The organism is Tissierellales bacterium (assembly GCA_025210965.1).
In the GTDB taxonomy this organism is placed as follows: domain Bacteria; phylum Bacillota; class Clostridia; order Tissierellales; family JAOAQY01; genus JAOAQY01.
The window spans coordinates 1-15,100 of sequence record JAOAQY010000094.1 but is presented as its reverse complement, the minus strand read 5'-3'; the positions used below and the strand labels follow the sequence as shown (position 1 = coordinate 15,100).

Genomic DNA, 15,100 nt, shown 5'->3' with positions numbered 1-15,100 from the left:
GTATGAATACTATATTTATTGAAAAAGGATTGCTTGAATATCGATTGATGATATTAGAAGGAAATAGGCTGTGCAATTATCAAATTATAGGAAATGAAACACCTATGGTAGGAGATATATTTAAAGGCAGAGTAGAAGCTATTCTTCCTGAAATAGATGCGGCGTTTGTTGATATTGGACTAGGTAAAAATGCATTCTTGAGAATGGATGATATTCCAAATGGTACGAGTTTAAAACGTGGACAGATATTGCAAGTGCAGGTGCTCAAAGAGGCTATAGGAGATAAAGGTCCGCGAGTTAGCATGTATAGTGAAATAAGAGATTTGAAAATGGTTTTGATTAACAATGGAACTGGACAAATTAATATATCTAAAAAAATAAATGATACTAAAATAAGAAAAAAGCTCAAAGAAAAAATGCAAAAGTATGATATCACTGGATATGATATCATACTTAGAACTGGCGTTGATAAATGTACGGGTGATGAGTTCGATGGGCAGATAGAGTTTTTGAAAAACGAATTTAGCAGAATAAATGAAAACATGACTAAAGGTTATGAACCATGTTTGATAAGACGTTCGAAGGAATATTTTTGGGATATAATAAAAAATTATGAATCAGAAAAAGTAGAATCGATTTTAATTGAAGATCGGGAATTATATGATGAGTTTTGTAGGTGGAATTTGAGAATAAATTATTGCAATCCACAATTAATAAAATACTATGAAGGTCAAGAATTTCTGAGTTCTAGATATGCTATAAATCAGCAAATAGAGGAGCTACTAGATGTTAGTGTAAAGCTAAAAAATGGTGGCGAATTGGTCATTGAAAAAACCGAGGCGATGACTGTTATAGATGTAAATACAAAGAGTCAGATTAAAACCAATAAGTCAGATAATAAGCTCAAATTTGAAGTAAATGAAGAGGCTGCAGTAGAGAGTATTAGACAAATTATTCTCAGAAATTTATCAGGGATGATTCTGATAGACTTTATGAAAATGAGTGACTCTGAAAAAAATAAATTAAGTAAATTAATTAAGTCAGAGCTGAAAAAAGATTGTTTGCGATCTAATTTTTGGGGATTTACTAAGCTAGGGCTTGCTGAAATTTCAAGGCAGCGGAATTATAATCCATTAGAGAAACAATATAAAATGAGATGTGCTGCCTGCCAGAGAGAAAGTAGTCATCATAGTATAAGAAGATTAATGATAGGTATAGAGAATGAATATAGGAAGTATTTTAAATCTACAAATACAAGTTGTGTTTTGCTAAGAATGGCACCTAAATATGAAAAATGTAAAGTAGAATTAAATAGAATAATATGTGATATTGAAAAAAAATATGACATAAAAACAGAGTTGGTATTCGATTTTGATGAAATAAAGCCATATTTTCAAGTAAAAACAAAGAAATTTGCTAAAAAGTATTGACAAAGTTTGCTAAAATTGATATCATCTATAGCTGTAAGCCGCACAGATTGGGTTTAAAACTGCTAGGCAGTACCTGAATTTTGGCGAGACTGGTTAGAGGAGGTGTTTTGAATGTACGCAATTATTGAAACAGGTGGAAAGCAATACAGAGTTCAAGAGGGCGATCAATTATTCGTTGAAAAATTGGACGTAATCGAAGGTGAAAACTTTAAATTTGACAAAGTATTGTTAGTTTCTGAAAACGGAGACGTTAAAGTTGGTAAGCCATATGTAGATGGCGCTAATGTAGATGCAACTGTAGAAAAACACGGTAAAGGCAAAAAAGTTATCGTATTTAAATACAGAGCTAAGAAAGACTACAGAAAGAAACAAGGACATCGTCAACCTTATACAAAAGTAGTGATCAACAAGATCAACGGTTAGTATTATGGTTCGAGTCGAATTATTAAAACATGATCATCAAGTCTTCGGGTATGAAGTTAGCGGACATGCTGGCTATGCAGAATCCGGACAAGACATAGTTTGTTCGGCTGTATCAATATTAGCTTATACTGGTATTAATACTTTGTTAGACAGGTATGAGTGTTCTATTACTTACGAGATTGATGAAGGTTATATTCTGTTAAAATTAGAACAAGAGACTTTAGAGAATTGCAAAGAAGCATCTGTCGTACTTGAGACGATAGCTGTTGGATTTGAAAGTATTCTCGAAAGTTATCCAGAATATATAACTCTCAAGAGCAGGGAGGTGTAAGATATGATTAAAGTAAACTTACAATTATTCGCACATAAGAAAGGTGTTGGTAGTACTAAAAACGGTCGTGACAGTGAGTCAAAACGTTTAGGTGCTAAGAGAGCTGACGGACAATTCGTTAAGAGCGGAAACATCCTTTACAGACAAAGAGGAACTAAGATTCATCCAGGAACAAATGTAGGTCGCGGTGGTGACGATACATTGTTTGCTACAGCTGATGGAATCGTTAGATTCGAAAGAATGGGTAAAAACAAAAAGCGAGTAAGCGTATATCCTAACGAAGCAATGTAATGAGAAAGCCTACCAGAGTAATGGTAGGCTTCTTTTAAATTTTTAGAAATTAAGGGTGAGGCTATGTTTATCGATAAGGTAAAAATCGATTTGAGTGCCGGCAATGGTGGTAATGGAGCCGTAGCTTGGCGAAGAGAAAAATATGAGCCATCCGGAGGGCCAGCTGGAGGTAATGGTGGTCGTGGTGGAAGCATCATATTAAAAGTAGATTTAAGTATAAATACTCTAATTGACTTTCGCTTTAAAAAGAAATTTAAAGCAAGTAATGGTGAAATAGGTAGAGGAAAAAGACAATATGGTAAAGATGCTACTGATTTGATTATTCCAGTGCCTAAAGGAACGGTAGTAAGAGATGCAGGTACAGGTTCAATTATAGCAGATTTATCTGATGATGATTCGGTATTCGTTGTGGCAAAAGGTGGTCGTGGTGGAAGAGGAAATATTCACTTTACAACTTCGACTAGACAAGCTCCTAACTTTGCTGAAGCTGGTAAAAAAGGACAGGAAAGAACTGTTGTTTTAGAACTTAAAATGATAGCAGATGTTGGATTGCTTGGATTCCCAAATGTTGGTAAATCAACATTTTTATCTACAATTACTGCAGCTAAGCCAAAGATTGCAGATTATCATTTTACAACCCTTGTTCCGAATCTAGGTGTTGTAAAGATTGAAGACGGAAAAAGTTTTGTTATAGCAGATATACCAGGACTTATTGAAGGAGCTCATAAGGGTGTTGGATTAGGTCATGAATTTTTGAGACATGTAGAAAGAACTAGACTTTTAGTTCATATTCTTGATATATCGGGAAATGAAGGCAGAGATCCTTACGAAGATTTTATAAAAATAAATGATGAGCTAAAGCAATATAATGAAATCTTAGCAAATCGCCCGCAGATAGTTGTTTTTAATAAAACAGACCTAATGGACGATGATGAGATTTTGGCTTACTACAGAGAGAAAATAGAGGCATTAGGATACAAAGTATATTATATGTCAGCTGCTACTATGAAAGGTGTAGAGGAATTAAAATATACGATTTGGCAAGAACTTTCTCAAGTTGGTGATTTGGAACCTATATTTGAAGTTGTTGACGAATATGAATTGATGCTTGAAGATAACGAGAAACCAAAATATGAGATTGAATTTGAAAATGATATTTACTATGTTGAAGGTGATTGGATAGAGCATTTATTAAATTCTACAAATTTTGGTGATTACGATTCGGTAAGTTATTTCCAAAAGAGACTTAGAGACATTGGACTTATTGAAGCGCTTAGAGAATTAGGAGCTGGACAAGATTCCACAGTAGATATTTGTGGTATGGAGTTTGACTTCTTTGAATAAAGGAGGAAAAACATGTTAACTGGAAAACAAAGAAGCTATTTGAGAAAATTAGCTCACAATATTGATCCTATCTTCCAAATTGGTAAAAATGGGATTACAGATCCTTTTTTGCAACAAATTAGAGATGCATTAGAGGCAAGAGAACTTATAAAAGTAAAGGTTTTAGATAGTAGCTTTTTGAGTGCAAAACAAGCATGCGAAGAGGTTGCGGATAGAACAAATAGTGAGTTTGTACAGAGTATAGGAAATAAATTTGTTTTGTATAAAGAATCACGTGAGAAAAAAACTATAGACTTACCTAAAAAATAAAGAAGGTGAGCATATGCAAAAGATAGGTATTATGGGGGGGACGTTCAATCCGATTCACTTTGGACATTTATTTATAGCTGAAGAAGTGAAAGACGTCTATGATCTTGATGAAATACTATTCATACCTACTGGAACACCTCCTCATAAATCAAATGCGAATATACTAGATGGAAAGATCCGTTACCAATTAGCGAAGTTAGCAGTTCAAACAACAGACTATTTTAGTGTAAGCTCGATAGAAGTTGATAGAACTGGTTATTCATACTCCATAGATACATTAAAGTCACTACATGAAGATAGACCGGATGTAAAATGGTATTTTATTTTGGGAGCGGATGCTTTTTTATATTTAGAAAAGTGGAAAAGAATTGAAGAGGTTCACAATTATTGCGAATTTATAGTGGTTGCAAGACCAGGTTACAATCAGAATGAACTAGTTTGCGCTAAGGACAAATTAAATAAGAACTATTCTATAGAATCTCATTTAATAAATATTGAGGGCATAAATATATCATCTACGATTATTAGGAAGCGCTGTAATAAAAATAGATCGATTAAATACTTATTGCCTGAATCAGTTAGAGAGTATATATTAAAAAATTCTTATTATGGAGATGAATGATAGTGAATTCCATAGAAAAATGGCAAAAGGAAATGTTACTTAATTTAATTGGGAATAAGAGATATAAACATACAATTTCTGTTGTAGAGACAGTTGAGGAACTTTCGAATTATTATAATTTTAATCTGAAAAAAGCTAAGATAGCAGCATGGCTACATGATTTGGGTAAAATAAAACCAAGAGAAAAATACATGGAGTATCTAGAAAAATATAATATTGAATTGGATCAATACGAGATTCAATCTGCAGAGTTGGCACATGGAAAGCTAAGTGCAGCTATGGCTAGCGTAGAATTTGATATCCATGATGAAGAAATATTAGAAGCCATAAGAGTTCATACTACGGGAAAAATAGACATGAGTATGATTGACAAGATAGTTTTTTTAGCTGACTATATAGAGCCATCTAGAGAACATGAAGCTTGTGCTAAAGCTAGAAAACTAGCATTCGAAGGAAAGCTAGAGGATAGTTTGATTATGGCGATGGATGAAACTATTAAATTTGTAATAGAGAGAAGACAATTGTTACACATAGATACTATAAAAGCGCGTAATCAATTGATTGTAAAAGGAGGAAGTAATTAATGCAGGAAATGTTAGAATTGGCAGTAAAAGCTGCTGACAAAAAATTAGCATTTGACATGAATGCCATAGATTTACAAGGAATGAGCAGCTTGGCAGATTATTTTGTAATTGTAAGTGGAAATACTGATAGACAAGTTATGGCAATTGCAGAAGAAGTGGAACATCAATTAGAAAAATCAGGGCACTTTGTTATAGGAAAAGAGGGTCATAGAGAGGGAGATTGGGTATTATTAGATTATGGTGATTTAGTAGTACATGTATTCCAAAAAGAAGCAAGATCTTTTTATGGTCTAGATGAGCTTTGGAAAGAAGCAACTAAGATAGATATTGAAGATTTGATAGAAGTACAATAGTTTAAAGGGGGAATTTCATTGAACAAAGAGATAAATCCAATTTTGAAAAATTTGATTCCATTTGTTGAAGGATTGGCCAATACTATCGGAAAGAATTGTGAAGTGGTACTTCATGACTTAGAACATCCACAAAAGTCTATAGTAGCTATTTCAAATGGTCATGTGACCGATAGAAAAGTTGGTGGACCTATGACTGAAATGGGGCTCAAAGCTATTAGAAACAAGGAGTATGAGCAGGGTCTTATCAAATACAAAACTATTACGAATCATGGTAGGACGCTTAAATCCTCTACTTTTTTTATTAAAGATTTAGAGGGTAAGGTCATTGGTTGTCTTTGTATAAATATGGATATTACTGAATTGCTTTTGGTAAAAAATATTATTGATGATATGGCAATCACAGTAGAGCCTCAAATAGAAAGTCCCCAGGCTGATGAAACTTATGGAAGCAATATAAATGACATATTGTACAATGTAGTAGAGCGAGTAATTGCAGAATTTGGAAAACCAATAGCATACCTCAACAAAGAAGAAAAAGTTCAGATTGTAAAGCAATTAGATGAGAAAGGTATGTTTTTGATAAAAGGTGCAGTTGACTATATAGCAGAGATACTATGTGTTTCGAGATATACAATATACAACTATCTAGATGAAATTAGAGACGAAAAATATTAAATTTTTAAATAGATATGTTAAAATCATTTTAGAGTGCTATAATTGTATTGAGCGCTAAATGATAAATTTAAAACAAAATTGAAAAAAAGAGAGCTACTAGCGCTATGTGCTAAGAGCTCTCTTCTTTTTTACATATCATCTAATTGTTTTAGTCTTTTGCGAATTCTAAGTATGGTTAGCAAGCTTATGAAACAAGAATAGCCAATTAATGAATAAAACAGTGTTTTGGATACTGATATTTTGGGACCTTCTTCTTTTGTTTTAGATTCGGGTTTTCTATCTATGTTTTGAGCAGCTATAATTTTAGTATTACCAACAGAATTTCCATTTAGAGTATATATTTGCTCACCTAAAATTTGACCATCGTAAACTGGAGCATCTATACTATCGCTCAATATCAGCTCTGTTTTGACTGATTCTAGTTGATCCGGTGGCAGAACGATTGAAAAAGATTGGCTAATTACAGCAGGTACTTGCGAAAAGACACCATTTGTAACTGGCAACATTTTTAGATAAGTACCTTTGGCTGCAAGCGTGGTGCTTTTAAAATTATCAAATCCGTAATCTAATAATTTATGACTATCTATCCAGATATTTTTGCCAGAAGACTTTAGAACTACCGAAATTAATTCCATATCGCCTCTTTTGGCATATGAAACTAAGCAGGACTTAGCTTCAGGAGTGTATCCCGTTTTGCCACCCATTATACCAGGATAGTAAATATCTTTAGTAGAACCGTTGACATCTATTTTGTTCCCAGTTCCCTTGCCATAGAGCATTTTATTTTCAGATTTAAGATACCTAGGTACATCCTTTTTATTAGTAGGATTTATAGTGTAGGTATAGTTGGAAATTATCGATTTAAACATTTCATTTTCAGTAGCGTATTTCATTATATATGCTAAATCGTGAGCAGTTGTTGTGTGATTCGGATTTGGAAGTCCGTTTGGATTTACGAAATTTGTATGTTCTAACCCTAAAGACTTTGCTTTTTCATTCATCAAATTTGCAAAACTTTCAACACTTCCGCCTACTTTTTTAGCTAAAACGACAGCAGCGTCATTAGCAGATTCTATCATAGTTGCATACAATAGATCTTTGATAGTTATTATTTCACCTGATTCTAGAGCGATATGGCTACCGGATATTTCATAAGGTGTTTTTTCATCAACGACAACCTTATCGTCTAAGTTAGCAAGTTCTAGAGTTAATATTCCGGTCATTATTTTTGTAGTACTTGCAGGGTACATGATTTTATCTGAATTTTTTTCAAATAGAATCTGACCTGAGTTTTTATCAATTAATATTGCGGACTCTCCTACAATACTAGGTTGTTTTGCAGCGAATGCAAAGGAGGAAAGCAAGAATAAATTGCATAAAATTAGAACAAAAATAGTTTTCTTTTTAATAGTTGGTTTAAAGTACAAAATTGTCACCTCTTCATTTAAAATCCTTAACTCAATTAGTATATCAAAAAAAAATAGATTTTTTAAGTATTTCGTTGAAATTACAATGGTTTTATAAAAAAATATAATAAAAACATATATTGGAGGCGGTTACATGTCATTCTTTACAAAACGAAAGCAGTTGTTTATACTAGTAGTTGTTGGTATTTTCTTTATTATAGGATGTTGGATGAATTTTAATTCTGATGACCAATTTGAATTAGAAGAAAATTTTGAGAGATTGAGTTTAAATGGTGAAGCAGAATCTGAAAAATCATCTAAAATTTTTGTTCATATATGTGGGTGTGTGAAAAATCCTGGAGTCTATGAAATGGATGAAGGAAGCCGTTTGATGGATGTTGTTGAAAGCGCAGGGGGATTTGAATACAATGCAGATAGAGAATCTGAAAACTTAGCTAGAGTAGTTCAAGATGAAGAAAAAATAACAATAGCAGAAGCAGGACAGATATCTAAATCTAGTGAAGTGAGTATGCAAAGTAATAATGAAGTAAAATCAAGCAAGGTATCCATTAATGTAGCAACTAAAGCTGAACTCGAGAAACTTCCAGGAGTGGGAGAGAAAAAAGCTGAGCTCATTATACAATATAGAAAAGAACACAAATTTAAAAGTATAGATGAAGTAAAATTAATTAAGGGAATTGGAGACAAAACATATGAAAAAATGAAGTCTCTAATTAGAATTTGAGGTGGTTTAAAATGGAAAAACAAAAGCGATTAACGGAAATGACTAGAAGTTCGGGTTGAGCTGCTAAAATAGGGCCAGATGTTCTGGCTCAAGTGTTATGTGAATTACCAAAGAATCAAAAAGATGATAGATTGTTAGTTGGGATAGAAACATCTGATGATGCGGCTGTATACCAAATAAATGATGAAACAGCAGTAGTTCTTACAGTAGATTTCTTTACACCTATAGTAGATGACCCCTATTTATATGGACAAATAGCAGCGGCAAATTCTCTTAGTGATGTTTATGCTATGGGTACAGATCCACTGCTTGCTATGAATATAGTTTGTTTTCCAGAAGATCTTTGTGCATCTACCATTGAAGGCATATTGAGAGGTGGACATGACAAAGTAAGAGAAGCGAATGCTATGGTTGTTGGTGGACATACTATAGAGGATAAAGAACCTAAATTTGGTCTTTCTGTTACAGGGTTCATACATCCAGACGATGTTATGAAAAATTCTAGTGCTAAAACAGGAGATATATTGGTTCTTACAAAACCAATTGGAGTTGGAGTGGTGAATACTGCTTTTAAAGCAGATATGGCTGAAAAGCAATCGTATGAAGAAGCAATACTTTCTATGAGAACTTTGAACAAGATAGCTAAAGACGCTATGATGAAGGTAGGAGCAAATGCTTGTACAGATGTTACTGGATTTGGTCTTATGGGTCATGCTTTTGAGATGGCGGAAGGAAGTGGAAAAACACTTCATTTGCATACTGAAAGTATTCCTACGATTTACGGAGCATTAGAATTAGCTTCTATGGGTATAATACCAGCTGGGGCTTATGCGAACATGGAGCATATAAAAGACGAAGTATTGATAAAAGATGGAGTTGCTCAAAATATGGTAGATTGTATGTATGACCCACAAACATCAGGTGGATTATTGATATCATTACCAGCAGAGAAAAAAGATGAAATATTAAAAGAACTTGAAGCTAATGTTACGCCTTACGCAGTTATAGGAGAGGTAACGGATAAGCAAGAGTATTATATAGTAGTTGATTAGTTAGTAGTTTATTAGTTGATAGCTAATTAGTTAGTCGTTAATTAATTGACTAAGTAGTAGATTGATGAGGAGTGTTGAATTTCATGAATAAAGGGGAATTGTTTAAAAAAATCCCAAAAGTGGATGAAATATTGGCAGATACTAGAGTAGAGGCTTGCCTTGAAGAGTGTCCAAGAGTAACAGTTATGGAAATGATTCGTAAAGCGTTAGATGGATTACGAGAAAAGATAAAAAATGATGAAGTAAATTTAGATGAGCTAGAAGCATTGATAAGAAATTTGCCTCAAGTTATAGAAAAAGATATATTGAAGGAAAATGATTCACATCTTAAAAAAGTTATAAATGCAACTGGAACAATAATACACACGAATTTAGGAAGATCGCTTTTGGCAGAATCTGCAGTTGAGAAAGTAGCGGAAGTGGCTAGATCATATTCAAATTTAGAGTATAATTTAGAAGCTGGAAGGCGAGGCTCTAGATATAGCCATGTAGAAGAAGTTATTCAAAAGATAACAGGAGCAGAAGCCGCTATGGTTGTAAATAACAATGCTTCTGCTGTAATGCTTATACTTAGTACTATGGCTAAAGGTAAGGAAGCTATAGTTTCTAGAGGCGAATTAGTTGAAATAGGTGGATCGTTTAGAATACCTGAAGTTATGGAACAAAGTGGGGCAAAGCTCGTAGAAGTGGGAGCTACAAACAAAACGCATGCTAGAGATTATGAGAAAGCGATTACAGAAGAAACTGGTGTACTATTGAAAGTTCACACAAGTAACTACAGAATAATGGGATTTACAGATGAAGTATCACTTGAAGAACTTGTTGAGATAGGTCAAAAACATGATATTCCGGTAATAGAAGATATCGGAAGTGGAGTTCTTCTGAATTTAGAAAAATATGGTCTTGAACATGAGCCAACGGTTCAAGAATCTATAAAGGCAGGAATAGAAATCGTTTCGTTTAGTGGAGATAAACTTTTAGGAGGACCACAAGCGGGAATTATTGTAGGGAAAAAATGTTATATAGATGAAATGAAGAAAAATCCGCTTACTAGAGCAGTGAGGATAGATAAATTTACCATAGCAGCATTAGAGGAAACATTAAAATTATATCTAGATGAAAAGAAAGTTATAGAGCAGATACCAACTATGAAAATGGCAACTATGACGATGGAAGAACTAGAAGATAAAGCTAATGGATTGTTTGATACGCTAAAAAGCGAAAATGTAGATGCAGAATTTAGAATAGTTGATCAAAAGTCTCAAATAGGTGGAGGCGCTATGCCACTTTCTCGTTTAGCTACTAAAGCTATAGAAATAAATCCAAGTCAGATAAGTGTGGCTAGTTTAGAAGAGAGACTTCGTAATGTAGAAGTACCCATTATTGCTAGAGTTTATCAAGATCGTTTGCTATTGGATGTTAGGACTATTGACGTTAATTCATTTGAATATATTGCAAAGACATTTAAAGAAGTTTTGAAAAAAGCATAAGATGACGTAGAGGAGTGAATAAATGAGCAACTTTATAATAGGAACGGCTGGTCATATAGATCATGGTAAAACAACGTTGATAAAGGCACTTACAGGTCATGAGACTGATCGTTTAGAACAAGAAAAAGAAAGAGGTATATCTATAGAACTTGGATTTACTTATTTTGATTTAGAAAATGGTACTAAAGCAGGAATCGTAGATGTTCCAGGTCACGAGAGATTTCTAAAAAACATGCTTGCTGGAGTAAGTGGCATGGATATGGTAATGCTAGTGATAGCTGCTGATGAAGGAATAATGAAGCAAACAAAAGAACACTTAGATATATTAAACATGTTAGAATTACATCATGGTATAGTAGTTCTTACAAAAAAGAATTTAGTTGATGAAGATTGGTTAGAATTAGTGCAAGAAGATATAAAAGATTCACTAGAAGGTACTTTTTTGGAAAATGCACCAATATTGTCAGTTGATTCGGTTTCAGGAGAAGGTATAGCTGAACTGAAACAATTATTGTCAGATATGAGTGAAAAAATAGAAGCTAAGAGCGATGAAGGTATCCCAAGACTTCCGGTAGATAGAATATTTACAATTACTGGATTTGGAACTGTAGTAACTGGAACTCTTATATCGGGAACATTTAAAGTTGGGGATGAGGTAAGTGTATATCCAGCGAGTAAATCTACAAAAATAAGGGGAATTCAAGTTCACGGAGAGGCGTCTAATGAAGCTCATGCAGGACAGAGAGTTGCTTTAAATCTTTCAAATATCAAGAAAAGTGAAATTGAAAGAGGAGATATTGTGGCACCGCCAAAGACATTTACTAATACTATGATGTTAGATGTCAAAGTTCAGATGTTAAAAGACGCTCCAAGAATTATTGAAAATAGAACGAGACTTAGATTGTATCATGGTGCGAGGGAAGTGCTTTGTAGAGCGGTAGTATTAGACAGAGAATATGTAGGGCCTGGTGAAGAGGCTTATGTACAGCTTAGACTTGAAGAAGAGATTGTAGCGAAAAAAGAAGATAGATTTGTCCTAAGATTTTATTCACCGATGGATACTATTGGTGGAGGTGTTATAATAGAGCCAAATCCCCCAAAGCGAAAGCGCTTTGATGAAAATGCATTAAAGGAAATAGAACTTATGGAAACCGGTGATTCCAATGAGTTAGTTTTAAATAAAATAAAGCAATCTAAAGGATATTTTGCTACTATGAAAACACTAGCTCTTGAATTAGGTCAGTCAAATAAAATTCTAGAAGCAGATATAAGTGATCTGAAAGAAGAAAATAAAATTCACGAATTAAAAGTATATAGTGAAAATTATTATATAGCAGATAGTTCATATCAGATGCTAGTGCAACAATTAAAAGACCACTTAAGTGATTTTCATAGAGATTATCCACTTAGAGATGGAGCTATAAAAGAAGAAATGAGAAGCAAATATTTTCAAAATGTCAATTCAAATGTATTTGATGTGTTTATTCAATTACTTGAATCAAAATCAGAAATCAAGGTGAAAGACAAGGCTATAGCTCTTTATGATTTCGAGAAAAGCTATGATGACGAATCGAGAGCAATATACAATGCGCTTTCAAAAGAATTTGAAGAGGGAGCATATGCTCCAAAAAATAGTTTTGAGATAATAGAAGCATATAGTCAAAAAGAACAACCATTGGTAAACGAAATATATAATGCTATGCTTATAGAAGGAACATTAATTAAAGTTTCTAATATAGTTACTTATCATAAAAAATACTATGATGAGGCAATAGAGTACTTGAAGAAGCATATTTCAGAAAATGGTGGAATTACTATGGCTGAATTTAGAGATAAACTAGGAATAAGTCGTAAATATGCTGTTGCATTTTTGGAATTCTTAGATAGCCAAAAGATAACAATTCGCGAAGGAGATATTAGAAAACTTTACGAAAATGTAAAGTCTTAATTACAAATCTTGATTCGATTTTTATTTAATCATTGGCGAGATTATGATAATATGTAATTATAGACTAAAGTGGGGTGAAATCATGGGTGAACCGACAAAAATTCTCATCGTTGATGATGAGACATTATTAGTAAAGGGCCTAAAGTATAGTTTAGAGCAAGAACGCTATGAAACAGACGTTGCTTACGATGGTGAGGTAGCTTTAGAAAAAGCATTGAATAACAAATATGACTTGATTATATTAGATGTTATGCTTCCAAAGATAGATGGACTTGATTTGTGTCAGCAAATTAGACAAAAATCAAATGTTCCAATTATCATGCTTACTGCAAAAACAGAAGATATGAACAAGATTTTGGGATTGGAATTTGGTGCAGATGACTATTTGACTAAGCCATTTAATATTTTAGAATTAAAAGCTAGAATAAAGGCAATACTTAGAAGAACTGCTCAGCCAAAAGATATATCCATAGGAGATCAAGTAATAGAAGTAGAAGACTTCAAGATCAACACACTTGGAAGAAAGGTGGCTTTAAAGGGTAAAAACGTAAATCTAACAGCAAAAGAATTTGATTTACTTGTACTGCTTGCAACAAATGCTGGTAAGATATTTACTCGAGAAGAGTTATTGGAAACAATTTGGGGATATGAGTATTTTGGAGATTTGAGAACGGTGGATGTCCATATAAGACGTTTACGTGAGAAAATAGAAGAAAATTCTAGTCAGGCAGAATATATACTTACAAAGTGGGGCGTAGGCTATTACTTTAGAGGTGGAAAAGAAGAAGCTAGAATTAGATAGTATGAGCGGCCATTTGGCCGCTTTCTTTAAATAAAATATTGGGAGAAGGTTATGAATAGAAATAGTGTAATAGAAAGTATGCAGCGTAGTAAATTTATGAGTATAAGATGGAAACTCATATCGACGTATTTACTACTTATTTTATTCTTTGTAGTCATATTAAATATTTTTATAGCGAGTACTTTGGAAGAAACCTATGTGAGAAACAAAAAAGTATCTCTTCTTTCGGAAGCTAACGTAATAAGTAATAGTGTGAAGTACTTTATAGATATTCCAAAGCAAAATTATTCGTTTGCACTTTTGAGTAGCCAAATAATAAGCTATGGAGAAACCTTAAATTCTAGAGTTCTCATACTAGACAAAAATGGTAGAGTACTGAAAGATTCTAATCAAATAATAGAAGGTAAGTTATTAAAACATGACGAGATAAAAAAAGCACTTGGAGGAGATACTACTGTAGAAACTCATGAATTTGAAGAGTTTGGAAGAGTAATGTATCTTGCAGTACCAATTAGACTTGATAACAAGGTTATAGGAGTTACATTTATATCCACATCGTTAAATGATATAAAAAAGAACATAGAAGAGGTACAGGATTTAATAAACCTTATATCACTTATAGGTCTGGTTTTTATAAGTTTAATAGGCTTTGGATTTGCGGATTACTTGTCTAAACCAATAAATAGAATGATACAAGCGATAAATAAAATGTCTCAGGGCGATTTTTCACAAAAAATAGAAACACACAGTAGTGATGAATTTGGTCTTCTAAGTAGTGCATTTAACAGTATGAGTGTAAAGCTTGGTGAAGTTGATGCTCAGAGAAAAGATTTTGTTGCTAATGTATCGCATGAACTTAGAACACCTCTCAGTTCTATAAAACTCCTGTCAAATAGTTTGATTCAAGATGAATCAGCAGGTATAGAGATTTATAGAGAATTTATGAAAGATATAGATGGTGAAGTTGAAAGATTGAATAATATAATAACTGATTTATTGCTATTAGTGGATTTAGATAAGAAAAAATTAGATGTAAACCTTAAACCGACTTATGTAAATTTTTTAGTTGGAAGAATAATAAAAAGATTACGTCCATTAGCTGAAGAAAAGAGAATGAGCATAACATTTATAGAAAAAGATAAATTGCAGCTCAGGTTAGATTCTGATAAAATACAGCAATCTATAATCAACATACTTCACAACGCTATCAAATACACTCAAGAAGAGGGTGCAATAAAAGTAGAGCTCTATAAAGAAAATGATTTTGCAGCTATCAAAATAGAAGACAATGGATG

At 33.1% G+C, this 15,100-nt stretch carries 17 protein-coding genes and 1 other annotated feature; of the genes, 16 read left to right on the top strand and 1 reads right to left on the bottom strand.

Annotated features, from left to right (window positions below):
- Positions 1–2 precede the first annotated feature (2 nt).
- The 10 genes from N4A40_07165 to N4A40_07120 all read left to right on the top strand — a co-directional run bounded on the left by N4A40_07165 (position 3) and on the right by N4A40_07120 (position 6,362).
- Complete coding sequence (locus N4A40_07165; GenBank protein MCT4661628.1) at positions 3–1,430, top strand: ribonuclease E/G; 1,428 nt, start codon at positions 3–5, stop codon at positions 1,428–1,430.
- 25 nt (positions 1,431–1,455) lie between these two features.
- Positions 1,456–1,531, top strand: a sequence feature (ribosomal protein L21 leader region).
- 10 nt (positions 1,532–1,541) lie between these two features.
- Positions 1,542–1,853, top strand: coding sequence for a 50S ribosomal protein L21 (gene rplU, locus N4A40_07160; GenBank protein MCT4661627.1), 312 nt, complete (start codon positions 1,542–1,544; stop codon positions 1,851–1,853).
- A gap of 4 nt (positions 1,854–1,857) precedes the next feature.
- Complete coding sequence (locus N4A40_07155) at positions 1,858–2,184, top strand: ribosomal-processing cysteine protease Prp (GenBank protein MCT4661626.1); 327 nt, start codon at positions 1,858–1,860, stop codon at positions 2,182–2,184.
- Positions 2,185–2,187: 3 nt separating this feature from the next.
- Positions 2,188–2,475: a 50S ribosomal protein L27 gene (gene rpmA / locus N4A40_07150; GenBank protein ID MCT4661625.1), complete on the top strand. Its 288-nt coding sequence runs from the start codon at positions 2,188–2,190 to the stop codon at positions 2,473–2,475.
- 63 nt (positions 2,476–2,538) lie between these two features.
- Entirely contained in the window at positions 2,539–3,819 is a 1,281-nt protein-coding gene (obgE, locus tag N4A40_07145; GenBank protein MCT4661624.1) for a GTPase ObgE, read from the top strand.
- Between the two features lie 12 nt (positions 3,820–3,831).
- On the top strand, positions 3,832–4,128 hold the full coding sequence (gene yhbY, locus N4A40_07140) for a ribosome assembly RNA-binding protein YhbY (GenBank protein MCT4661623.1): 297 nt from the start codon (positions 3,832–3,834) through the stop codon (positions 4,126–4,128).
- Between the two features lie 13 nt (positions 4,129–4,141).
- The gene (nadD, locus tag N4A40_07135; protein ID MCT4661622.1) at positions 4,142–4,750 is read left to right on the top strand and encodes a nicotinate-nucleotide adenylyltransferase; all 609 of its coding nucleotides are present in this window, start codon (positions 4,142–4,144) and stop codon (positions 4,748–4,750) included.
- A 2-nt stretch (positions 4,751–4,752) separates the two neighbouring features.
- Complete coding sequence (gene yqeK, locus N4A40_07130) at positions 4,753–5,334, top strand: bis(5'-nucleosyl)-tetraphosphatase (symmetrical) YqeK (protein ID MCT4661621.1); 582 nt, start codon at positions 4,753–4,755, stop codon at positions 5,332–5,334.
- Positions 5,334–5,687, top strand: coding sequence for a ribosome silencing factor (rsfS, locus tag N4A40_07125; GenBank protein MCT4661620.1), 354 nt, complete (start codon positions 5,334–5,336; stop codon positions 5,685–5,687). The genes yqeK and rsfS overlap by 1 nt, the downstream gene beginning before the upstream one ends.
- An 18-nt stretch (positions 5,688–5,705) precedes the next feature.
- Entirely contained in the window at positions 5,706–6,362 is a 657-nt protein-coding gene (locus tag N4A40_07120) for a PAS domain-containing protein (protein MCT4661619.1), read from the top strand.
- A 128-nt stretch (positions 6,363–6,490) separates the two neighbouring features.
- On the opposite strand, the gene N4A40_07115 is transcribed toward N4A40_07120, so the two are convergent.
- A complete protein-coding gene (locus tag N4A40_07115; GenBank protein ID MCT4661618.1) occupies positions 6,491–7,798 on the bottom strand; it encodes a D-alanyl-D-alanine carboxypeptidase in 1,308 nt (435 codons plus the stop codon).
- Positions 7,799–7,922: 124 nt separating this feature from the next.
- On the opposite strand from N4A40_07115, the gene N4A40_07110 reads away from it, so the two are divergent.
- From N4A40_07110 to N4A40_07085, 6 genes are all read left to right on the top strand, one after another.
- The gene (locus N4A40_07110) at positions 7,923–8,513 is read left to right on the top strand and encodes a DUF655 domain-containing protein (protein MCT4661617.1); all 591 of its coding nucleotides are present in this window, start codon (positions 7,923–7,925) and stop codon (positions 8,511–8,513) included.
- Positions 8,514–8,524: 11 nt separating this feature from the next.
- The gene (selD, locus tag N4A40_07105; GenBank protein MCT4661616.1) at positions 8,525–9,565 is read left to right on the top strand and encodes a selenide, water dikinase SelD; all 1,041 of its coding nucleotides are present in this window, start codon (positions 8,525–8,527) and stop codon (positions 9,563–9,565) included.
- 83 nt (positions 9,566–9,648) lie between these two features.
- A complete protein-coding gene (gene selA, locus N4A40_07100) occupies positions 9,649–11,055 on the top strand; it encodes an L-seryl-tRNA(Sec) selenium transferase (protein MCT4661615.1) in 1,407 nt (468 codons plus the stop codon).
- A 22-nt stretch (positions 11,056–11,077) separates the two neighbouring features.
- Positions 11,078–13,003: a selenocysteine-specific translation elongation factor gene (gene selB / locus N4A40_07095; GenBank protein MCT4661614.1), complete on the top strand. Its 1,926-nt coding sequence runs from the start codon at positions 11,078–11,080 to the stop codon at positions 13,001–13,003.
- A gap of 82 nt (positions 13,004–13,085) precedes the next feature.
- Positions 13,086–13,805 (top strand): response regulator transcription factor, encoded by a 720-nt coding sequence (locus N4A40_07090; protein MCT4661613.1) that lies wholly within the window; start codon positions 13,086–13,088, stop codon positions 13,803–13,805.
- 51 nt (positions 13,806–13,856) lie between these two features.
- Positions 13,857–15,100: cell wall metabolism sensor histidine kinase WalK (locus N4A40_07085; GenBank protein MCT4661612.1), on the top strand; the 1,244-nt coding region annotated here is incomplete at its 3' end.